Source organism: Streptomyces sp. NPDC047108, assembly GCF_040643575.1.
Lineage (GTDB): Bacteria > Actinomycetota > Actinomycetes > Streptomycetales > Streptomycetaceae > Streptomyces.
This window is the reverse complement of record NZ_JBEYUP010000012.1, coordinates 69755-91020: the sequence shown is the minus strand read 5'-3', so window position 1 is coordinate 91020 and position 21266 is coordinate 69755. Positions and strand designations below refer to the sequence as shown.

Annotated in this window: 18 protein-coding genes and 1 pseudogene; 17 read left to right on the top strand and 2 right to left on the bottom strand. The window is 71.8% G+C overall.

Features of this window, described 5'->3' with window-relative positions:
• The first annotated feature begins 105 nt into the window (after nucleotides 1–105).
• The 10 genes from ABZ822_RS22535 to ABZ822_RS22490 all read left to right on the top strand — a co-directional run bounded on the left by ABZ822_RS22535 (nucleotide 106) and on the right by ABZ822_RS22490 (nucleotide 11346).
• Nucleotides 106–678 carry a 3-hydroxyanthranilate 3,4-dioxygenase gene (locus ABZ822_RS22535; protein ID WP_360856950.1) on the top strand — a complete coding sequence of 191 codons (573 nt, stop codon included), beginning with the start codon at nucleotides 106–108 and terminating at the stop codon, nucleotides 676–678.
• 87 nt (nucleotides 679–765) lie between these two features.
• On the top strand, nucleotides 766–1767 hold the full coding sequence (locus ABZ822_RS22530) for an amidohydrolase family protein (RefSeq protein WP_360856947.1): 1002 nt from the start codon (nucleotides 766–768) through the stop codon (nucleotides 1765–1767).
• Between the two features lie 170 nt (nucleotides 1768–1937).
• On the top strand, nucleotides 1938–2849 hold the full coding sequence (locus ABZ822_RS22525) for a branched-chain amino acid ABC transporter permease (protein ID WP_360856944.1): 912 nt from the start codon (nucleotides 1938–1940) through the stop codon (nucleotides 2847–2849).
• Nucleotides 2850–2851: 2 nt separating this feature from the next.
• Nucleotides 2852–3616, top strand: coding sequence for an ABC transporter ATP-binding protein (locus tag ABZ822_RS22520; RefSeq protein WP_360857214.1), 765 nt, complete (start codon nucleotides 2852–2854; stop codon nucleotides 3614–3616).
• Nucleotides 3610–4320 (top strand): ABC transporter ATP-binding protein, encoded by a 711-nt coding sequence (locus ABZ822_RS22515; RefSeq protein ID WP_360856941.1) that lies wholly within the window; start codon nucleotides 3610–3612, stop codon nucleotides 4318–4320. Before ABZ822_RS22520 ends, ABZ822_RS22515 begins: the two co-directional genes overlap by 7 nt.
• Nucleotides 4320–5228: a branched-chain amino acid ABC transporter permease gene (locus ABZ822_RS22510; protein WP_360856938.1), complete on the top strand. Its 909-nt coding sequence runs from the start codon at nucleotides 4320–4322 to the stop codon at nucleotides 5226–5228. The genes ABZ822_RS22515 and ABZ822_RS22510 overlap by 1 nt, the downstream gene beginning before the upstream one ends.
• Before the next feature lie 112 nt (nucleotides 5229–5340).
• Nucleotides 5341–6252: an acetaldehyde dehydrogenase (acetylating) gene (locus ABZ822_RS22505; protein WP_360856934.1), complete on the top strand. Its 912-nt coding sequence runs from the start codon at nucleotides 5341–5343 to the stop codon at nucleotides 6250–6252.
• Nucleotides 6249–7292, top strand: coding sequence for a 4-hydroxy-2-oxovalerate aldolase (gene dmpG, locus ABZ822_RS22500; RefSeq protein WP_360856931.1), 1044 nt, complete (start codon nucleotides 6249–6251; stop codon nucleotides 7290–7292). Before ABZ822_RS22505 ends, dmpG begins: the two co-directional genes overlap by 4 nt.
• A gap of 275 nt (nucleotides 7293–7567) precedes the next feature.
• Nucleotides 7568–8329 carry a DeoR/GlpR family DNA-binding transcription regulator gene (locus tag ABZ822_RS22495; RefSeq protein WP_360856928.1) on the top strand — a complete coding sequence of 254 codons (762 nt, stop codon included), beginning with the start codon at nucleotides 7568–7570 and terminating at the stop codon, nucleotides 8327–8329.
• 764 nt (nucleotides 8330–9093) lie between these two features.
• Nucleotides 9094–11346 carry a BTAD domain-containing putative transcriptional regulator gene (locus tag ABZ822_RS22490; RefSeq protein ID WP_360856925.1) on the top strand — a complete coding sequence of 751 codons (2253 nt, stop codon included), beginning with the start codon at nucleotides 9094–9096 and terminating at the stop codon, nucleotides 11344–11346.
• Nucleotides 11347–11457: 111 nt separating this feature from the next.
• On the opposite strand, the gene ABZ822_RS22485 is transcribed toward ABZ822_RS22490, so the two are convergent.
• A complete protein-coding gene (locus ABZ822_RS22485; protein ID WP_360856922.1) occupies nucleotides 11458–12720 on the bottom strand; it encodes an AAWKG family protein in 1263 nt (420 codons plus the stop codon).
• Between the two features lie 734 nt (nucleotides 12721–13454).
• Here ABZ822_RS22485 and ABZ822_RS22480 point away from each other — a divergent pair.
• From ABZ822_RS22480 to ABZ822_RS22460, 5 genes are all read left to right on the top strand, one after another.
• Nucleotides 13455–14120, top strand: coding sequence for a hypothetical protein (locus ABZ822_RS22480; RefSeq protein WP_360856919.1), 666 nt, complete (start codon nucleotides 13455–13457; stop codon nucleotides 14118–14120).
• 716 nt (nucleotides 14121–14836) lie between these two features.
• Entirely contained in the window at nucleotides 14837–15859 is a 1023-nt protein-coding gene (locus tag ABZ822_RS22475; protein WP_360856916.1) for a polyprenyl synthetase family protein, read from the top strand.
• A gap of 186 nt (nucleotides 15860–16045) precedes the next feature.
• Nucleotides 16046–17752: a prenyltransferase/squalene oxidase repeat-containing protein gene (locus ABZ822_RS22470; RefSeq protein WP_360856913.1), complete on the top strand. Its 1707-nt coding sequence runs from the start codon at nucleotides 16046–16048 to the stop codon at nucleotides 17750–17752.
• A gap of 22 nt (nucleotides 17753–17774) precedes the next feature.
• Nucleotides 17775–17939 (top strand): FAD-binding protein, encoded by a 165-nt coding sequence (locus tag ABZ822_RS22465; protein WP_360856910.1) that lies wholly within the window; start codon nucleotides 17775–17777, stop codon nucleotides 17937–17939.
• Nucleotides 17940–18142: 203 nt separating this feature from the next.
• Nucleotides 18143–18604 (top strand): pyridoxamine 5'-phosphate oxidase family protein, encoded by a 462-nt coding sequence (locus ABZ822_RS22460; RefSeq protein ID WP_360856907.1) that lies wholly within the window; start codon nucleotides 18143–18145, stop codon nucleotides 18602–18604.
• Between the two features lie 286 nt (nucleotides 18605–18890).
• Here ABZ822_RS22460 and ribA read toward each other — a convergent pair whose 3' ends face one another.
• Complete coding sequence (ribA, locus tag ABZ822_RS22455) at nucleotides 18891–19541, bottom strand: GTP cyclohydrolase II (RefSeq protein WP_360856904.1); 651 nt, start codon at nucleotides 19539–19541, stop codon at nucleotides 18891–18893.
• A 225-nt stretch (nucleotides 19542–19766) separates the two neighbouring features.
• Here ribA and ABZ822_RS22450 point away from each other — a divergent pair, with 225 nt between their 5' ends.
• Both ABZ822_RS22450 and ABZ822_RS22445 read left to right on the top strand, forming a co-directional pair.
• On the top strand, nucleotides 19767–20552 hold the full coding sequence (locus ABZ822_RS22450; RefSeq protein ID WP_360857211.1) for a creatininase family protein: 786 nt from the start codon (nucleotides 19767–19769) through the stop codon (nucleotides 20550–20552).
• Nucleotides 20549–21220: pseudogene (locus ABZ822_RS22445) on the top strand (RibD family protein); the annotation flags it as partial. The gene ABZ822_RS22450 and the pseudogene ABZ822_RS22445, both read left to right, overlap by 4 nt.
• Nucleotides 21221–21266: the final 46 nt, after the last annotated feature.

The window sequence follows — 21266 nt, the reverse complement described above, 5'->3', positions numbered from 1 at the left end:
ACCGGACTCCGCCTCGGTCCGGGCCGACACCCCGGGCTCCGGCACCCACGGCACCAGCACCCCCACCCCGGCGCGGCCCGGGCCGGCACCGAAGGAACCACCACGATGACCCTGCCGAAGCTCTCCCACGGACAGCCGTTCAACTTCGACCGCTGGATCGAGGAGCACCGGGACCGGCTCGAGCCGCCGGTCGGCAACGTGCAGATCTGGCAGGAGGCCGACCTCATGGTCACCGTCGTGGGCGGCCCGAACCAGCGCACCGACTTCCACGACGACCCCGTCGAGGAGTTCTTCTACCAGCTCCAGGGCAACATGGTGCTCCGCGTCATGGAGGAGGAGGGACGCCCTCCCGCCGACGTGCAGATCAACGAGGGAGACGTCTTCCTGCTGCCGCCGCACGTCCGGCACTCACCGCAGCGCCCCGAACCCGGCAGCATCGGCCTGGTCGTGGAGTTCGCCCGCCCGCTCGACCAGGCCGACGCCTTCGAGTGGTACTGCGTGAACTGCCACCGCCTCGTCCACCGCGCCGAGGTCCACGTGCGGTCCATCACCGCCGATCTGCCGCCGGTCTTCGAGGCCTTCTACGGCGGTGACCGCACCTGCCGGCACTGCGGCACGGTGCACCCCGGGCGCGAGTGGCCGGATGCCGCGCGCCCCGTCACCGTCCCCCGTACCTGACCCTTCCCTCTCCCCCGCCACCGCCCCGCCCGGGCCGACCGCGCCCGGACACGGCGGTCCGCGGCGTGCCGCAACACTGGAGGTTCCGTGACTGTCATCGACGTTCACGCCCATGTCTTCCCCCGTCTGTCCCGCACCGAGGCCCGCGTGCTCGGCGGCCCCCACGAGCCGTGGCTGCGCGTCGAGCCGGACGGCAGCGGGATGATGATGGACGGCGACGAGTCGTACCGCCCCGTCCGCGCGCCGTTGTGGGACCCGCACCAACGGCTCGCCGACATGGACACGTTCGGTGTCGACGTGCAGGTGATCTCCTCGACACCGCTGCTGTTCGGCTACGCGGCCGAGCCCGGGCGCGCCCGCGACTGGTGCGAACTGATCAACGACCGGATCCTCGACTACTGCGCCCAGGCCCCGGACCGTCTCCTGCCGCTCTGCCAGGTGCCGCTCCAGGACGTGGCGGTGGCCGCCGAGATGGCGACCAAGGCGGTGGCCGCCGGCCACCACGGGGTGCACATCGGCAACCACGTCGGTTCCCGGGACCTGGACGACCGCGGGATCACCGACTTCCTCACCCACTGCGCCGACGAGGGCATCCCCGTGCTCGTGCATCCCTGGGACATGCTCGGCGCCGAGCGCATGAGCCGCCACATGCTGGCCTGGCTGGTGGGGATGCCGGCCGAGACCCATCTCAGCATCCTCAGCATGATGCTCTCCGGCAGCTTCGAACGACTGCCGGAATCACTGAAGTTGTGCTTCTGCCACGGCGGGGGCAGCTTCGCGTACCTGCTCGGGCGGGCGGAGAACGCCTGGCATCACCGCCAGGTGGTGCGGGCCGGCTCGCCCCGGCCGCCGTCCGCGTACGTCCGGCGCTTCCATGTCGACTCCGCCGTCTTCGACCCGCGGGCGCTGCGGCTGCTGGTGGAGGTCATGGGCGTGGACCGGGTGATGCTGGGCACCGACCACCCCTTCCCCCTGGGGGAACAGCAGCCGGGCGAGTCGATCCGCGCCTGCCCCGAACTGAGCGAGGCCGACCGGGCCCTCATCCTCGGCGGGAACGCCCAGCGGTTCTTCGGGTTGGAGGCGTCATGACGGCGACGCTCGCTCCGCCCTCGACGCCGACACCCGCTGCGCCCGGCGCTTCCCGCGTCATGCGTGCGCCCTCCGGGCCCGCCGCCGCCCGCGCGCGCCGGATCCCGTGCAGGCCGGCCCGGGCGGCGGAGGCCGCGGCGCCGCGCTCGCCGTGGCCGCTGGTGGGGTGCGTGGCGCTGTTCACGCTGGCCGCGCCACCGCTGTTCTCCGCGTACGCCTTCTTCGACGTCCTGGTGCTGACCGGGATCTGGGGCATCGCGGCGCTCGGCACGGGGCTGCTCTCCGGCTACGGCGGGCAGGTCTCCCTCGGTCAGGGCGCGGTCCTGGGCCTGGGCGCGTACGCCGCGGCCCTCGCGGTCACCGAGTGGGGGATGCCCGAGCCGCTGGGCGTCCTCCTGGCGATCGGCGTCGCCCTGGCCGTCGCGCTGATCACGGCCCCACTGCTCCGGCTGCACGGCTTCTACCTCGCGCTCGCCACCCTGGCGCTGGGCCTGATCATCACTCAGGCGTTCACCAACCTCGGCGGTCTGACCGGTGGCGTCAGCGGCAGGAGCGTGCCGCCGCTGTCGGTCGGGGGTACGACCCTGGACTCGCGGGAGGCGTCGTTCTGGACCGGGTGGGTCGTGCTCACCGTGGTCCTGGCGGGCGTCGGCAACCTCATGCGCTCCCGCTACGGGCAGGCGTTCGCGGCGATCGAGCAGGACGAGGCGGCGGCCCGCGCGCTCGGCATCCCGGTCTTCCGGTACAAGACGGCGCTGTGGCTGATCGCCTCCGCGCTCACCGCGGTCTCCGGGGCCCTCTACGCGCACCACTTGCAGTTCCTCTCCCCCGACCAGTTCGGCATCGACGCCTCCGTGCAGATCGTCGCCGCCGTGATCATCGGTGGTACGGGGCTCCGCCTCGGCCCGGTCCTCGGCATGTGGCTGCTCCAGGCCCTTCCGCAGGCCACCCGCGACCTCGGCGTCTCCACCCCGCTGGCCACGGGGGTCCTGATGATCGCGGTGATGGTGTTCTTCCCCGGCGGCCTCTCGGAGGCGCTGCTGCGTCTGGGCCGCCTCCGCCGGACACGGAAGGAGACGTGACGATGCTTCAGGTCGACGCTCTCTCCCGGAACTTCGCCGGGCTCGCCGCTCTCACCGAGGTGAGCTTCTCCATCGGCGGCGGCCGTATCGCCGGACTGATCGGACCCAACGGCGCCGGGAAGACCACTCTGGTCAACTGCCTGACCGGGGCGCTCGTACCCAGCTCCGGAACGGCGCGCTGGAAGGACCGCGTCATCAGCGGCCGTTCGCCCGAACAGGCCGTCGCGGACGGGGTCACCCGCACCTTCCAGCAGGCCCGGCTGTTCCCCGGCCGCAGCGTGCTCGACAACGTGATGGCCGGTGCTCACCGTACGGGCAGTGCGGGCATGCTCGCCGCCACGCTCCGGCTGCCCTCGGCCCGCCGTGACGAGCGAAGGATGCGGGCCGCCGCCTTCGAGGCGCTGGACGCGGTGGGCTGCGCCGGCCTGGCCGGTGCGGCCGCGGGGTCGCTCAGCGCCGGGCGGCAGCGGCTCGTGGCACTGGCCAGAAGCCTCGCCACCGGGCCGGAGTTGCTGCTGCTCGACGAGCCCGCGGCCGGGCTGAACGACACCGAGACCGAGCACCTCGCGGAGAACCTGCGGGCCGTCGCGGCCGACCGCGGGCTGACGCTGATCGTCATCGAGCACCATCTGGCGTTCGTGATGGCGCTGTGCGACGAGGTCCTCGTCCTCGCGGAGGGCCGGCTCATCGCCCACGGCAGCCCCGGCGAGGTCCGTGCCGAACCCGCCGTGATCTCCGCCTACTTGGGAGAGGACGTCCCATGCTGACCGTCGAGGGACTGTGCGCCGGTTACGGCGGAACGAAGGTGCTGCACGGCGTCGACCTGACGGTGCGGCCCGGCTCGGTCGTGGCGCTCCTGGGTGCCAACGGTGCCGGGAAGTCGACGACCGCCCGCGCCGTCGCCGGTCTCCTGCCGGTGACCGGCGGGCGCGTGACGCTCGACGGGAGGGAGATCCACCGCACGGCCGCCCACCGCCGGGCCAGGGCCGGCGTCACGCTCGTCCCCGAGGGACGCGGGCTCTTCCCCGGCCTGTCGGTCTCCGACAACCTGCGGCTGGGCGCCCGCCGGGCGCACGGGGACGGATCGGTGGAGGACTCCCTGGAGCGGGTGTTCACGCTCTTCCCCGTGCTCGCCGACCGGCGCGCCCAGGCCGCGGGGACGATGTCGGGCGGGCAGCAGCAGATGCTGGCCGTCGCCAAGGCGCTGATGGCCCGGCCCCGCCATCTCATCCTGGACGAGCCGAGCCTCGGCCTCGCACCGCGGATCGTCCACTCGATTCTCACCACGCTGAGCACGCTGGCGTCGGAGGGGCTGGGGGTGCTGCTCATCGAGCAGAACGCGGTCCAGGCCCTGCAGTTGGCGGACGAGGCCGTCGTGCTGGAACGCGGCACGGTCACCCTGACAGGGCCCGCCGACCGGCTGGCCGACGACGAGCGCGTCCGCGCCGGATATCTGGGAGGAGCCGTCTGATGGACCGTTTCGTGCAGTTCACCACGTACGGACTGACGCTCGCCTGCGTCCTGGTCCTGCTCGGCCTCGGTTGGGTGGTGATCCACCAGGTGTCCGGGGTGCTCAATCTGGCGCAGGGCTCGTTCCTGGTCGTCGGCGGGCTCACCACGACCTCGCTCGCCGGTCCCGTCGGGCTGCCCCTCGCCGTCCTGGCCGGGATCGCGGCCGCCGGAGCCCTGGCCGTCGTTCTCGACCGCGCGCTGCTGCGACCGGCGCGACCGTCGGGTCCTGGCGGGCCGATCATCGTGACCCTGGGCGCGGCACTGGTCATCGCCGAGGGCGCGCGCGGCATCTGGGGCGTCGACCCGCTGCTGCTCGAACCGTTCCTGCCGCGCGATCCGGTGAACGTCCTGGGCGCGCCGGTCCTGCCGCACGCCCTCCTGCTGTGGGGCGGCACGGCGGTGGTGGTCGCCGGGCTCTATCTGCTCTTCGAGAAGACGCTGCTGGGGCGGGCGCTGCTGGCCTGCGCCCAGAACCCGGACGGGCTGCGGCTGTCCGGGACCGATCCGCTGGGCCTGCGCACGCTGGCGTTCCTGCTCGCCGGGGTGCTGGCCGGGATCGCCGGCGTGCTGCTGGTGCCGGTCACACCGATCGGCTGGGAGAGCGGACTGCTGCTGGGCATCAAGGGGTTCATCGCCGCGGCGCTGGGCCGCTGGACGTATCCCGGTGCCGTCGTCGGCGCCCTGGTGCTGGGCCTCGCGGAGAACTACGCGGCCGGATATCTCTCCAGCGCCTGGAAGGAGAGCGTGGGGCTCGGGCTGATGCTGCTGATCCTCATCGCACGGGCGTACGCGGGCGGGGACGGCGGCGCGGGTCCGAAGGACCGGCTGCTCGCGGCGTTCCGCCCTCGGGCCGGGGCCGTGTCATGAGCCGCGGCGCACGGGCCGGTACCCGATCCCGACGCGCGGTTGAGAACCCTGCGGCGGACAACGGCGTCTCACCGGCAGGCGCAAGAGCCGTAACACACACGGAGGGAGGGCGATGAGCGCCAGGACGAAGGTCGCGATCATCGGGTCGGGAAACATCGGTACCGACTTGATGATCAAGCTGATCCGGCTGTCGGAGACGCTGGAGGTCACGGCGATGGCCGGGATCGACCCGGGCTCCGACGGGCTCGCGCGGGCGCAACGGCTCGGGGTCGCCACGACGCATCTGGGCGTCGAGGGTCTGGTGGCCATGGACGGGTTCGACGAGGTCGCGGTGGTCTTCGACGCCACCTCGGCCGCGGCGCACCGGCACAACTCCGCGGTGCTCGCGGCGCACGGGACGACGGTCGTCGACCTGACGCCCGCGGCGATCGGCCCTTACGTGGTGCCGCCGGTGAACCTCGACGCCCACCTCGACGCGCCGGACCTCAACATGGTGACGTGCGGGGGCCAGGCGACCGTGCCGATCGTGGCCGCCGTCTCCCGTGTCACCCCCGTCCGCTACGCCGAGATCGTGGCCTCGATCGCGTCGCGCTCGGCGGGTCCGGGAACCCGCGCCAACATCGACGAGTTCACCGAGACCACGGCCCGCGCCCTGGAGGAGGTCGGCGGCGCCGCGAAGGGCAAGGCCGTGATCGTCCTCAACCCGGCCGAGCCGCCTCTGATCATGCGCGACACCGTGTACTGCGTGGTCGGGGACTGCGACCACGAGGCCGTCGTCACGTCCGTGGAGAGGATGGTCGGCGAGGTCGCCGCCTATGTGCCGGGATACCGTCTCAAGCAGGACGTGCAGATCCGCCCGGTCGCCCCGGACGATCCCCTCGCCGACATCGGCGGTCCCGGTCACCTGGTGTCCGTCTTCCTCGAAGTGGAGGGCGCCGCCCACTACTTGCCGGCCTATGCGGGCAATCTCGACATCATGACCTCGGCGGCACTGCGTGTCGCGGAAAGGCTCGCGACCCGATGACCCCCTCCCTCTATGTCCAGGATGTGACGTTGCGCGACGGCATGCACGCCGTCCGGCATCGCTTCACCCTCGACCAGGTCCGCGACATCGCCGCGGCGCTGGACGCCGCCGGGGTCGACGCCATCGAGGTCTCCCACGGGGACGGGCTGGCGGGCGGCAGCGTCAACTACGGCCCCGGAGCGCACCGTGACGAGGAGTGGATCGCGGTGGCCGCCGAGGTCGTCACCCGTGCACGGCTCACCACCCTCCTGCTGCCCGGCGTCGGGACCGTCGCGGAGCTGCGGCGCGCCCACGCACTCGGTGTGCGGTCGGTACGGGTCGCCACCCACTGCACCGAGGCCGACATCTCCGCCCAGCACATCGGCGCGGCGCGCGAACTCGGCATGGACGTCGCCGGGTTCCTGATGCTGTCGCACATGGCGGAGCCGGCGGAACTGGCGCGGCAGGCCAAGCTGATGGAGTCCTACGGCGCCCAGTGCGTCTACGTCACCGACTCCGGAGGCCGTCTGACGCTCGACGGCGTACGGGAGCGGATCCGCGCGTACCGCGACGTGCTGGAGCCGGAGACCGAGATCGGCATCCACGCCCATCACAACCTCGGGCTCGGCGTGGCCAATTCGGTCGAGGCGGTGGAGAACGGGGCGCGCCGCGTGGACGCCTCCCTGGCCGGGATGGGCGCGGGAGCGGGCAACTGCCCGCTGGAGGCGTTCGTCGCCGTCGCGGACCTGATGCACTGGCAGCACGGGTGCGACGTCATGGCGTTGATGGACGCCGCGGACGACATCGTGCGCCCGCTCCAGGAGCGTCCGGTCCGCGTGGACCGGGAGACCCTGGCCCTGGGGTACGCGGGCGTGTACTCCAGCTTCCTCCTCCACGCCGAGGACGCTGCGGGCCGCTACGGTCTCGACACCCGCGACATCCTGGTGGAGGCGGGGCGGCGCGGACTGGTCGGCGGCCAGGAGGACATGATCGTCGACGTCGCCCTGGACCTGCTCCGGACCCGCTCGCGCTACGCCGAGCGCTCCGGACGGGACGTCTAGATTGCTCGTTCTTCCACCCGTACGTCTTGCGGCCCCGGGCAGCCCCGTGCTCCGGGGCTGCGGCGTACTGCCAGAATGGCGCAACTTCTTACGAGAGTGTGACCGAACGGCATCAAAGTCGTCCGTGAGGCATCGCCCAGGGAACGAACGCCGTCACTTACCAGTAGTAACGACCTGGGGAGCGCGCCGCGCGACTCGGTCGACTGCCCCCGGACGGGGGGCGCAGTCGCCGCCCGGCGACGAAGGTGTACCGACGATGAACAAGGGGTGGGACCTTGGACGCCGATGAGCGCAGACGGAAAGTTCTCGAGACCGCGCGACACACTGGGTCCGTGGATGTCGGGAAACTCGCCGCGGACCTCGACGTCTCCCGGGAAACCGTCCGGCGCGATCTGCGCACGCTGGAGGACCACGGCCTGGTCCGCCGTACGCACGGCGGCGCCTATCCCGTGGAGAGCGCGGGGTTCGAGACCAACCTCGCCTACCGGACCACCCGGAACGTGCCACAGAAGACCCGGATCGCCGCCGCCGCGGCAAGCCAGCTCGCCGACGCGGAAACGGTCTTCATCGACGAGGGGTACACGCCGCTGCTCATCGCGGAGGCGCTGCCCCGTGACCGCCGGCTGACGGTCGTCACCGCCTCCCTGACGGTGGCGGGGGCGCTCGCCTCCGTGGAGAACTTCACCGTGTTCCTGCTGGGCGGGCGGGTCCGGGGCGGCACGATGGGCGCCGTCGGCGAGTGGGCGTCGCGAATGCTGTCGGGCTTCGTGATCGACCTGGCGTACGTCGGTGCCAACGGCATCTCCCGCAAGTACGGCCTGACGACCCCTGATCCGGCGGTGAGCACGGTCAAGGGCCACGCCGTACGAGCCGCGCGGCGCAAGGTGTTCTGCGGGGCGCACACCAAATTCGGTGCGGCGAGCTTCTGCCGTTTCGCCGACGTCGGGGACATCGATGTCATCATCACCGACACCGCGCTGCCGTCGGCCGAGGCGCAGCGCTACGCGCATCTGGGCCCCCGGGTGATCCGCGCCTGAGCCGGGGCGGACCTTCCGCCCCCTCTCCACCGGCCGCCCGGCCGTCGCCGTCCCGCGGGGAAGCGGGAATCCGTCACGGATTCCCGGAAGATTCCCGGAAGCGGACGACGACGGCCGGGCGGTTCCGTGTTCCCGCCGAGGGTGCTTCCCCGGCGAACTCGGGCCGCCCGTCACGGACTTCGATGAATTCCCCGCCCGGCGCGGAGGCCGAATGCACGGCCGCGGGCCGGGAGATCACGGAAACCTCCGCCACCCGAGAGGAAGTTTCCACGGACACGTCGAGTACTCTTGATCGCACCCAGCGGCCATACCCGAACCGCCCTATTGCTCCTGACACCAACAGGGCAGAAAAGACGGAACTCACCGTCGCGGACCGTATGCGCTGCGATACCTTGCGGATAAGTACGTGAGACCGGACACAATTCCCGGGAGTCCTCCGCTCGTCCGGTCGATCGCGACCGGTCATGGGCCTGACCGATCCCGTGGGTGTGGCGCCCGGGACATGCCCGCTTCTCACCCGGCAGTGGGGCGGCTCCCCGCTGTTGGCGGGCCGGACGCCGCCCGGAGGCCCCCGCCGGTGACGCCCGTTTGTGGTTTCGGGAGGCCCAAATCCATTGCGCGCCCGCACAATTGACGCTTGACACGGAGCGAGATCCCGCTGAAATGATGACCCGTCCCGGTGCTGAATACGAAGGGGGATCGGCGCCGGAATTCGAAGCGGTCGATCGAGCAAACTTGAAAGGCGGACGGTGCAGAGCCAAGCGGTGCGATTCGGTCTCCTGGGTCCGGTAGAGGCATGGCACGAGAATTCCGCTCTGGAACTCGGCCCGCCGAAGCGCCGGGTCCTTCTGATCCGTCTTCTCCTGGAGAACGGACGGCCCGTCTCCGTGAGCCGGCTCTGCAAGGATCTCTGGGACGGACGGCAGTCCTCGGGAACCGTGTCCTCCCTGCACGCCCACATCAGCAGGCTGCGCTCGGTCCTCGAACCGGAACGCATCAGCCGCGGCCGGTCGACCATGCTCGTCAGCGGCAGCGCCGGATACTCGCTCCGCGTACCGGCCGAAGCCCGTGACAGTGTGCGGTTCGAGGACCTGGTCAACTCGACCCAGGAATCGGTGAAGCAGGGCCGGACGGACGAGGCCGGCCGCCGTCTCGACGCGGCCCTCCAGCTGTGGCGCGGTCCGGCGCTCAGCGACGCCGCGGAGTACGGCTTCGCCGCGCAGTACATCACGCGCCTGCATGCGACCCGCCAGCTCGCCGAGGAGCTGCACGCCACGATCCTCATCGAGCAGGGGCAGCTGGAGCAGGCGATATCCGTCGCCCGCCAGCTCACGGAGACCATGCCGCTGCGGGAGATGTCGTGGTCCCTGCTGATGCGCGCCCTGTACGGAGCGGGCCGGTCGGCCGAGGCGCTGCAGCACTACGAGTCGTTCCGCACCATGCTCGCGGAGGACCTGGGCGTGGATCCGGGCCCGGCGCTGCGTGAGCTGCACCTGGCCATCCTGCGCCATGACACCGCCGCGATCGGCGGCCCTCGCCGCCGCCCGCCCGTGACGCTGCGCGGCCCTGCGGAGGCCGGGAGCCCTCCGATGGTGGGCCGGAGCGAGGAGACGGCACGGCTGGGCATGTTGCTCGACGCCGCGTCCGCGGGCCGTACCCAGTGGGCGGTCGTGTCGGGTGCCCCCGGATCAGGAAAGTCGCGCCTGCTGGAGGAGTTCGCCTCCCGCGCGGAGGAGACCGGGTTCGCCGTGGCCTGGGCCCGCTCCTGCCACGCCATAGGCGACACCGGCGCCGGTGACCCGGTCTTCCACCCCGCCGCGCAGCTCCTGGATTCGCTGCGCCGGGCCGGACGGCTCATGGACAACGCTGTCAGGCCCGGGAGCTCGGGCTTCGCGCCCCGGAGTTCGGGCTTCGCACCCCGGAGTTCGGGCTTCGCACCCCGGAGTTCGGGCTTCGCTCCTTCCGCCCCCGCCGACGGCGGTGCCCCGGAGGCGGCGCCGGCGTCTCCGGGGACCGATCCCGCGCGTTCCTCGGACGACGCCGTCGTACGCGACCTGACGACGGCACTGATGGAGGGACCCACGGTCTGCGTCCTCGACGACGTGGGCCGGGCCGGTTCCGATGTACTGCACCTGCTCCACCAGTTCCTGGTCGTCCTGCGGGACGCACCGGTACTCGTCGTGTGCACGGTCCGTGACGCGGAAGCGCCCGAAGTCGCCGGGCTGCTCGCCGAACTGGCCCGCCACGGCGCCGCCCGGATGCATCTCGGACCACTGTCCGTCCCGGACGTGGAGGAACTGCTGAGCCTCCGGGGCAGCGGAGCCGGAGGCGGACCGGACGAGGCCGCCGCGCTGCGCCACCGCAGCGAGGGCAATCCCTTCGTCCTGAACGAACTGCTGACACTTCCCCCGGGACGCCGCACCGGTCCGGCGGCGCAGGTGCCCGCGTCCGTGGGCAGTGTGGTCCGGGCTCGCTTCGCGGAGCTGGAGTCCCCCGTACGTACCTTGCTCGTCAACGCCGCCGTCGACGGGGAACACCTGGACATCGAGCTCCTCGCCGCGGTCCAGAACCTTTCCCTGGAACGGCTGTTGCTGCTCGTCGACGCAGCCGAGAAGGCCCGGTTCCTGGTCTGGGACGAGGACGGCAGCGGCTCGGGGAACTACCGCTTCCCCGACCTGCTGCGCGAGACCGTGCTCAGCACGCTCTCCCCGGCGGCCCGGCAGCTCCGGCACCAGTCGCACGCCCGTTTCCTGTCCACCCTGCCCGGACGGCATCCGGTGCGGATCGCCGACCACCTGGCCGCGGCGGGCCCGCTGATCCCCGCCGACGCGATGGCCAGGGCGGCCCTGCGATCGGGCCGGCACTGCGCGGACCGTGGCCGGACCGACGCGGCCCTCCTCTGGTTCGAACGCGCGGCCATGTTCGGCTCGGACCATCCCACGCTGCGTGACGAGGCGCTGCGCGCGGCCCGCCGCATCGAGCCGGACCGCTGCCCGGCACAACTCCAGCAGCTCTGAGGCCGGCCGGGGCCGGATCGTGCCGGAGGAGGGTGCGTGTCTCCGCTCCCTCGCGGCACGCGGCACGCGGCACATGGTGCGCGTCACGCGCCACATGGGGCGCGCCGCGGGTCAGAAATCGCCGAGGTGCTGGAGGGCCCGTATCCCGGCACGCCCCAGCAGCTCGTCGACGGACTTGCGCCATCGGTCGACCGCCGTGGTGCCGATCCTCCTCCACGTCGCCGGGTCCTCCAGCGCCCCGTACGCCGGATCACCGCCGTAGAAGCCCGGGGACGTCACCGTGTGACGCCCCGTCATCGGACCCGGGGAGCCCCTGTGCTCTCCCGCCCCGTGGTCGTAGCCCACCCGCGCGATGTTGTGCAGCCAGACGTTCTGCGTGACCTCCATCAGGAGGTCGTGCAGCCATCTCTGCGGATCTCCGTTGAACTCCTGCCACACGGACCAGGAGTCGTGGAGGCCGGCCGCCGCGGCTCGCAGATTCTCGCGGAACCGCGGCAGGTCATGGCTCCACCGGGTGTCAGGCTCGCCGGCCTCGGACAGCGCGTCGCCGTACCTCCGGCAGGTGCGATGGAGACCGTTGACGAGGTCCCGGAGCGCGCCCGTCGGCGGGACGCGTCGCGCGGCGGCGTCCGCGCGCAGGTCCGACTGCGCGTTCTCCAGGTCGCGTTGGCGTGCCCGGAAGAAGCGCAGGGCGCCGTCGCGTGCCGAGGCGGACCCGGTGAAGACGTCGAGGGACACGGCGTCGGGCGCGTCCACGGCGATGCCGCTCCAGGCGAAGCCGTGCGTGGTTCCGGAGCGGAGGAGCCTCTCGAGGGCCATGCCTCCCCCCTGGCCGTACTGGGCCAGGGCCGCATCGCTGTCCGGACGCCCCGGCGCCGCGTCACCTGACCGCTCGGGCACCGTACCCGGGTGCTCCGTGCCCCCGTGCTCCATGTCTCCGGCGGCGCTGCCGTCGGGGAGCCCTTCGTGCGGATCGTCCGACGGCTCCGGGGCGTCGAGGAAGGTGATGCGCGCGTTCTTCATCACGACCTCGGTCCCGTGCGGCGCCGGACCGATCGGTCCGGCGCACCCGGAGTAGAACGGGATCACGACCGCGGTGTTCTCGCCCCGCCTCCCGGAGCCCCGGCTCTGCCAGCCCTCCAGCGCCCTCGCCGCGTCGACGACGGCGTTGTACGGCTCACCGTCGTGGTCGGAGATCTCCACCCGCATCAGCGGAATCCCCGCGTCGCCGATCAGTGCGTCGAAGATCCGGTCGCGGACAGGCATGTGATAGCCCGTCAGCAATCTGACCGCGAGCTGCCAGGAGTCGCAGGCCGGGCCCGAGGGGGACGACACGGACGGGGACGACGCGAGGTGGACCTTCTCTTCCACCATCAGCGGGTCCCGGCGACCGGCGGGGACGTGTCGGCGCTCGCATCCTCCGGGGGCATCAACTGTCCTCTCCTGCTGGGGCGGTACGCGGATCGGTTCCGGATGCCGGCGCCTGTCGGCGGTGCCATGAGGCTCCGGGGGGGGGACGGAGGCGAGACGGGAGGCTGACGGGAGCCAGGACGGGGATCATGCGCGTCCGCCGCCGCCGTGGGCCGACGACGGCGGACGCGATGCCGCAGACACGACTCCGGCTCCGGGGAGTGCCGCCTTGCCGATACAGGCGCGGCAGAACCTCACCGATTCCCCATGGCTCTTGATGAGATTCCGCTCTGCCGACTGCGGTGAGCGGCACGGTAGACCGGCTCGTTTGTGTTCGCTGCCTCCCCGCCTGCCACCGGCTTGCCCCGCCCTTGTCTTCGCGGGAGCCGACAGCGCATCTGCGCCTCACCGTCGCGATCCGCGGCGCCCGCTTCCGGCGACGTGGCGACCGTTCATGCCCGTTTCCCGAGCCAGGACGTACCGGGTCGGGCGGCAGAAGGCGGCGATGAGCGGAGAATGCCCTGCCCGAATGCGGCGCCGGAAGTGACCGGCCTTTCCTCCGTACCGGATCGACTCCTTTTCGGCTGCCCCTCCGCGGCCTCTTGCCAATTGCCGCGGGATTTGAACCCAGGACAGACCGGCAGCGTCTACGGAGATGAATCACGGTCAGTTCTTGCCCGCCGACAGGAGAATGTTCCATGCGTATCCGACACTCCCGCGCCGCCCGTATCGCGACCGCGGCCACCGCCGCCGGCATTCTGGCGCTCTCCACGGCGGCGTGCGAAGTGGGCGGCACGTTCAGCGCCGAACCGCGTCCGTCCAAGGGCTCGGACAAAGGGGGCGGCGAATCGGACAAGGAGCGGGGCGGCACGAGCGATGACGGCCGAGCGAACGGCGATGCCACGGACACGAGGGCCGGTACCCCGGGCGACAGCGGGACCGGCAACGATCCGAGCGGGTCCGGCAAGCGGCCCTGCCGGAAGAGCGATGTCTCGGCTTCCGCCGAGGAGCGGACGCAGGCGGGCGGTTTCGTCATGATCAGCGTCAAGGCCCGCCCCGGAGTCACCTGCGTTCTGCCCGCGGAACTCCCCTCCGTCAGCTTCGACTCGGGCGCCCACGCCAGGCCCGCCGAGCAGACCGTCGGACGGCCCATCACACTGAACAGCACGGTCACCGCCTACGCGGGCCTGAACCCGAAGACCGGCAGGGGCGATGCGGGGCGGTCGTTCAACGGCTTCGACCTCTCCTTGGACAAGGACACGCTGTTCCTGAGGATTCCCGGTGGGCTCACCGTCGACGACCCCGTCGTGAGCAACTGGAACAACGCGGAGTACGCCGCGGTGCCGGGAGACGGCACCTCCTGACCACGGTGCCGCCGTGCGCCCGCCACGGGCGCAGCGCCCGAGTCGACCCGCGCAGACGCCCCGCGGAGACGGGAGTCCGCCCGCTTCCGACGACCATGTCCCGGACCGCCCGGAACCCTGAGCGCTCCCCGTGACCCGTTTCTCCCTTTCCGGGACTGCAATTCCGGGTCGAAGCGAACGCCATCTCGCGGATAATTCGGAGAACTTCGGCGGCGGACGCGAGGAAACCCGTTCCCCTCCATTCCTCCTTTGAAGAATTCGCACCGGGCACCGCCATACCCGCATCCGTTGACCACAGGACCCCGCGGTCGATGAATTCGACGGCCTGACCGGGGCCGGGCCCTGTCCCGCTGACGCACCTTGGACGGCACGATGTCTCACCATGACGACCGCTGGAATCGCCTGCAGCCGGTCTTGGCGCGGGGCGCGACGCGTCATCAGATGTCGCTGAACGAAACGCACCATCCGCCCTCGCCCGCGGTGCTCCGGGCCGTCGCCGCCACGGCCGAGGAGGCGCACCGCACCCTCGACGCCCTCGGTTCCGGACTGTCCGCCGCCATCGCCGGACACCTGGACGTGCCTGTCACCCCGCTCCCCCGGTCCGCCGCACTCCTCCACTCCGCCGCACTCCTCCGCTCCGCCGCACTCCTAACTCCCCCTGTCCGTCCGGGCCTTCGGACCGGCCGGCACGACCACCCCTCACCGAAAGGGGCCCCATGACTACGCCGAACCCGGCGACACATGTCCCCGGGCGCCATCTCGCCGCCGCCCGTCCCACTCTCGCGATGCTGCAGCGCGAACTGCACGCCCGCTGGCAGCCGGACGACGAACGGGTGCACCGGATATCCCGCTACGCGCTCGTCCCGGCGGGCAAGATGCTCCGCCCGCTCCTGCTCGTGGAATCGGCCGCGGCCCTGGGCAACCGGCGCGAGCTCTTCCTCCCCGCCGCCCTCGGCGTGGAGTATCTGCACGTCGGTTCGCTCGTCCACGACGACGTCATCGACGGGGACGCACTCCGCCGGGGCCGTCCCACCGTCTCCGCACTCCACGGCACCACCGACGCGATCGTCACCGGGGACTCCCTGATGATGCGGATGTTCTCGGCCGTCGCCGAGTGCGCGAGCTACGGGCTGCCGCCCTCGCGCGTCCTCGAAGCGGTACGGATCCTCGCGCAGGCGGGCATGGACCAGTGCAGCGGCCAGGCCATGGAGGGCCAGTTGCGCGGCAACATCGGCTGCGGGCTGCCCGCCTACTACTCCATGACCACGCTCAAGACCGGCGCGCTGTTCCGCGGAGCGTGCCGCGCCGGCGTGGCGCTCGGCGGCGGGTCGGCCGAGGACGACGGCACCCTGACGGGCTACGCCCACCACTTGGGGCGTGCCTTCCAGATGCACGACGACCTCCTGCCGCACATCAGTGACAGCGCGGCCACCGGCAAGCCGGATCTGAGCGACATGGCCAACCACCGACCCACCTTCCCCGTGCTGCTCTGCCACGAGATGAGCGGACCGTCCGGGCGGGCCAGGCTCTCGGCCGCCCTCGCCGGACGCATCCCGACCGCGGAGGCGCACCAGGTCGTCCAGGACCTGCTGGACTCCACCGGCGCCCTCGACCTCGCGCAGGAGCGGTCGCGCACGGAGAGCGAGCTCGCCAAGACGTATCTGACGCGGCTTCCGGTGACGGAGTCCGTCGAAATCCTCGCCGCCGTCGCCGACCTGGCCGTCGACCGGGAGAACTGACGCGTGCCCGGAGGCATCGGCGGAACGGACAGCGGCACCGGAGACGGTACGAGAAGCCGCACCGCCGACGGTACGAGGATCCGTACGGGCACCAGCGGTACGAAGCTCCGCACCGGCACCGGCGAGACCCACCTCGGTCGGCCAACCCCGTCGGCCGACCCACTACGCAAGGGGTGACCCCTCACCATGCAGACCTCTCCCCTGCGCGACCACGCCCGTACGGCCGTCACGGCCGGGACGGAGTGGCTGTTCGCCCGCCGCGGCCCGGACGGCGTGTTCACGCCCCCCGGCGACCGGTTCTCCCCCGGCAACACTGCCGTGGCCCTGATGGCCCTGTGGCTCACCGGCTCCGACGACGGCGACGGCGGTGACGGGGACGATCAGCTCGACAGGACGAGCGCCCGCGCCGTCGCCCGGCTGCTGGAGACGCAGCGGAGCGACGGGGGCTGGGCCATGTCGGGGGTGCCCACCGAGCTGCTCGCCACCGCTCTCGTGACGGACGTCCTGGACATCATCGGCGGCCGGCGGGCGACGTGGGCCGTGAGGGCGGGCAGGCGCCGGATCGAGGCGCTCGGCGGCGCCGAGTCGCTGCCCGAGCCGGTCATGGCGGGACTCGTCGAGCAGTTCGGGGTCCTCACAGGCCGGTCCCCTCACGACGCACTGCGCCGTCTGCCGTCGGAGCTGCTGCTCCTGCCCGGGATGGCGCGGCGGCTGCTGAGCCTGCGGCTGCCGATCTTCGCGGCCATGGCGCTGGGGCAGTCGGCTCAGCGGCGACCGGGTCCGGCCCGCCGGTGGCTCGACTCCCGCGCGCGGCCCACCGCGCTGTCCCTGGTACGCGAGGTGTACGAACACGGGGGCGCCACCGGCGGGTTCAGCACCGACCCGTGGCTCACCGGCCTCATCTGCATCGGCGTGGCCCGCTCGGACCTGGCCCCCGACATCGCCGAGTCCGCCTCCGACTGGCTGCGCTCGGCGGCGTCTCCGGACGGCGGCTGGGATCTGATGCCGCTGGACCTGACGTGGTCCGGCTTCGCGGGCGCGGCGCTGCTCGAAGCCGGCCGCGGCGACGACCCCCGCCTGGCGGCGACCCGCGCGATGTTCCGCGACCGGCACCACGACGCCCCGTTCTCCGCGCTGGCCTGCCCGCCGGGCTACTGGGGCTTCTCCGACGAACGCTCCTGGCCCATGGCGCTGGAGACCGCGGAGATCTCCTCCCTGCTGCGGCGTCTGCCCGGCGGCGCGGACGACCCGCACGCCCGGGAGGGCGTGGACTGGCTGACGCGCATGCAGGACTCCCGCGGGTCATGGAGCCTGGCCGTACGGAACAGCGGACCCGGCGGGTTCGGGCCCTGTCCCCAGATGACCGCCAAGGCCGTACTGGCGCTGCTGGACCACGGCGCCGAAACCCGCGACCCGCGCGTCCGCAAGGCACTGCGGTGGCTGACGTCCCGTCAGGATCCGGACGGCTCCTTCGAGGCGCTGTGGTACCGCGGGAGGACTCCCGGCACCGCCGCCGTCCTCGAAGCGTTCTGCCGCGCCCACGGGTTCGGGCACCCCGTGGCCCGGAAGGCCCGCGACTGGCTGCTGCGCGCCCGGCAGGCCGACGGATCGTGGGGCACGGGGCGCTGCCAGGAGCCGGGCACCGCCGAGGAGACCGCATGGGCGCTGCACGCGCTGCTGACGGCGGGCATGGCCCCGGACGACGAGGTGGCCGTCGGGGCGGCACGGCGGCTGCTCGCCGCCCAACTGGAGGACGGGGGCTGGCAGGGCGGCCCGGTGAACGAGTACGTCCGTCTCTGCTCCCGCTACTCCGACGACGTCATCGCCTGCGGACTCGCCGTACGTGCCCTGGCGCGGCTCTGCGGTCCGGGCACGGCCGAGGACGGCGCATGAGGCGAACGAACGGAGCCACGGCATGATCGGACCGATCGGTCCCAGGTACGACACGGTGGTGTGCGGCACCGGTGCCGCCGGTCGCGCCACGGCGCGTGCCCTGAGCGAACTCGGCCTGCACGTCCTGGTGGTGGACAAGCAGTACGCCCCGTCACACCGGCCTGATACCCCGGGAGTTCCGGGGTAGGACACGCATCTCCCCCACCACCGGCCTGTCCCAGGGGTGCTCGCCCGGCGGCGCGTGTGCTGGGGGAACTCGCCACCCTCACGGTCGAGCCCGTCCGCTCCTGGGCGGAGCCGCAGTACCCGACGGGCCGAGCCGTCGTCGGTCGTACGGAGTAGGACGAACGCCCCATGCGCGGTGCGGGCATGCCGGTTAGCGTCGGTGTCATGCCGGCCGAATCCATCGCTCGCCGTGAGACGTCGCAGCGCAGGCACGACACCCTGCAACGACTCGACGCGGAACGGGACATGTGGGTGTCGACCTCCCACCCCGATCACGGGCCGCACCAGGTCCCTTTGTGGTTCGTGTGGGACGGGCGGGGGATCTGGATGTGCACCGGCGGGCCCTCGGCGACCGCACGCAACGTCCGTCGGGAGCCCCGGGTGCGCCTGGCGCTGCCGGACACCTTCGACGTGGTGCTTCTGCAGGGGGAGGCGGAGCACTTCTCGGACCGGGACGTCCCCGAAGGCGGCGCGGACGCGTTCGCCGGGAAGTTCGGATGGGATCCGCGCACGGAGGACGGGTCATTCCTCTACCTGCACGTGGTGCCGAGGACCGTACGCGCCTGGCGGGGCGAGCCGGAGCTGCAAGGGAGGGTCATCATGCGCGACGGGGCATGGCTGGCATAGCCGCGGACGTACAGGGCCGTACGAGCCGCGCCGAGGCATCGGGGCCCTGGGCTCCGCGCGGCGTTCCGTCGCCGCGCGTACAGTCCTGGCCGGATCCTCCGCGGAGGTGGTGAGGCGTGTGCCGAGACGTGGATGACACATCGTCATGCGCTGTCCGGGCAGGGGGAGTTCGGCTCCCGGCCGTCGCTGTCTCCGGCCGCGGCAGGGCGGCACGGAAACCGCACCGCGGCTCGACCACGGGACAGCGCCTCTGCCCCCGCGCGACCCTGCGCGGGGGCAGTCGAGGCTACTCCCCGGCCGCGTTCAGATGCGGCAGGTAGTGGTCGAGACGCTCCCGCTTCGTCCGCAGATAGCGGATGTTCTCCTCGTGCGGCGGCATGAGCAGGGGGACCTGCTCGGCGACCTTGATGCCGTGCCGCAGCAACGCCTCGCGTTTGCAGGGGTTGTTGGACATCAACCGGACCGAATCCACGTCCAGGTCGTGCAGGATGTCCGCCGCCACGCGGTAGTCGCGGGCGTCGACGGGGAAGCCGAGAGCGAGGTTGGCCTCGACCGTGTCGAGCCCCTCCGTCTGGAGCTTCATCGCCTGCAGCTTGGCCAACAGGCCGATGCCCCGGCCCTCGTGGCCCCGGAGGTAGACGAGCACACCGCTGCCCTCCGCCGCGATGGCGCGCAGCGCGGCCGACAGTTGGTCGCCGCAGTCGCAGTGCAGGGACCCGAAGGCGTCCCCGGTCAGGCACTCGGAATGGAGGCGGGTGAGCGTACGCTCTCCTGCGACGTCGCCGTACACCAGCGCGACTTGTTCCTCGCCGCCGTCACGGTCCAGGTACCCGATTGCGCGGAAATCTCCGTGCACGGTGGGCAGTCGGACATTTACCACGCGAACGACACCTGATGGACCAGGGCCTGGGTCGGTCACGACATCCATTGCTGTCATGCCGAGATGCTACCCCTAATTGGCGCCGTGCGGGACCTGTATGAAGAATGAATCGGTACCGCGTCAACGAGTTGCGGGGTTCGTCGCGTTCGCCCCTTGGGAGGGATCACCGATGGCGCGTACTCTGCTCGTACGGGCACCCTCCGGGAATGGCCGTTTGCGCGCTCGCATTCGGTCGGGATGGCGGCCGCATACACGTATCGAGGCACGAAAGGCCGGAATGGCATGAGCGGTTCGGGAACCTGTGGGAGGACCTTCGGAGGTCTGTTGCCACTGAGCACGACCGAGGAAGTGAGGGAGCGGCGCCCCCGTGTCGCCGTGCTTCCCGTCGGCAGTTTCGAGCAGCACGGGGCGTACCTCCCGCTGGTCACGGACACCGTCGTGGCCTGCACCATCGCCCAGGAGATCGCGGCGGTACATCCGGTTCACCACCTTCCTCCGCTCACCGTCTCCTGCTCGCACGAGCACGCCGCGTGGCCGGGCACGGTCTCGATTTCCGCCGCGACGCTCCACGCCGTCGTACGGGATATCGCGGAGTCGCTCCGCCGTTCCGGCATCGAGTCCTTGATTCTGGTGAACGGACACGGCGGAAACTACGTACTGCGTAACGTAGTTCAGGAATCCGTGGGCACCGGCATGCGCATGGCCCTATTCCCCGGATCGCCGGACTGGGATGCCGCACGCACACGGGCGGGTGTCGAGACGTCGTCGTTCAGCGATATGCATGCGGGAGAACTCGAGACCTCCATCCTGCTGCATGCCCACCCAGAACTCGTACGCCCCGGATATGAAACGTCGGATTGTGTCGCCGACGATCGCAGGCATCTGCTCACGCTCGGTATGGCCGCCTATACGGACTCGGGTGTGATCGGCCGTCCTTCGAAGGCCTCGGCGGAAAAGGGAAAACAACTTCTGGCGAGTCTTGTGGAATCCTTCGGCGAGTACCACTCCCTCCTCTCCGGGACCGGCTCCGGTTCCGCGGGCCCCGAACACCCCGAGGTGAACCGATGACCACCGGCAGCGCGCAGCGCCGCACCGTTCCGCTGGAACCGGCCGACGCCTGGGACCGGCTGCTCGGCGTGCGGACCGCGGCCCAGGCCGCGGCCGCCGGGCTGGCCCGGGGCACGGACGGGGTGTGGCGGTGGGACGAGGAGGCATCGCCCGAAGCGGCCGTCCTGGCGGAGCGCTATGTGCCGCTGTGCCTGGCCGGTCCGCGCCTGGCGTTCGCCCAGCTCGGCCAGAGCCTCGACGGTTTCATCGCCACCCGCACCGGCGACGCCGACTTCGTCACCGGCGAGGAGGACCGGTGCCACCTCCACCGGCTGCGCGCGCTCGTCGACGCGGTCCTCGTCGGTGCGGGCACCGCTGTCGCCGACGACCCCCGGCTCACCGTGCGTGCCTGCGCTGGGCCGGACCCGGTGCGCGTCGTCCTCGACCCGCACGGCCGCGTACCGCTCGACCGCACGGTGTTCACCGACGGGGCCGCGCCGACCCTGTGGGTGGTGGGGCCGGACCATGACGGACCGCGGGGCCGGGATCTTCCCGACGGAGTCGACGTCCTCACGCTGCCGGACCGTGCCGCGTTCGCCCCCGGGCGCCTCCTCAGCGCGCTGGCCGAACGCGGCCTCGGCCGGCTTCTGGTCGAGGGCGGCGGCGTCACGGTCTCGCGCTTTCTCCATGAACAGGCCCTCCACCGTCTCTATGTCACTGTTGCCCCGGTCCTCA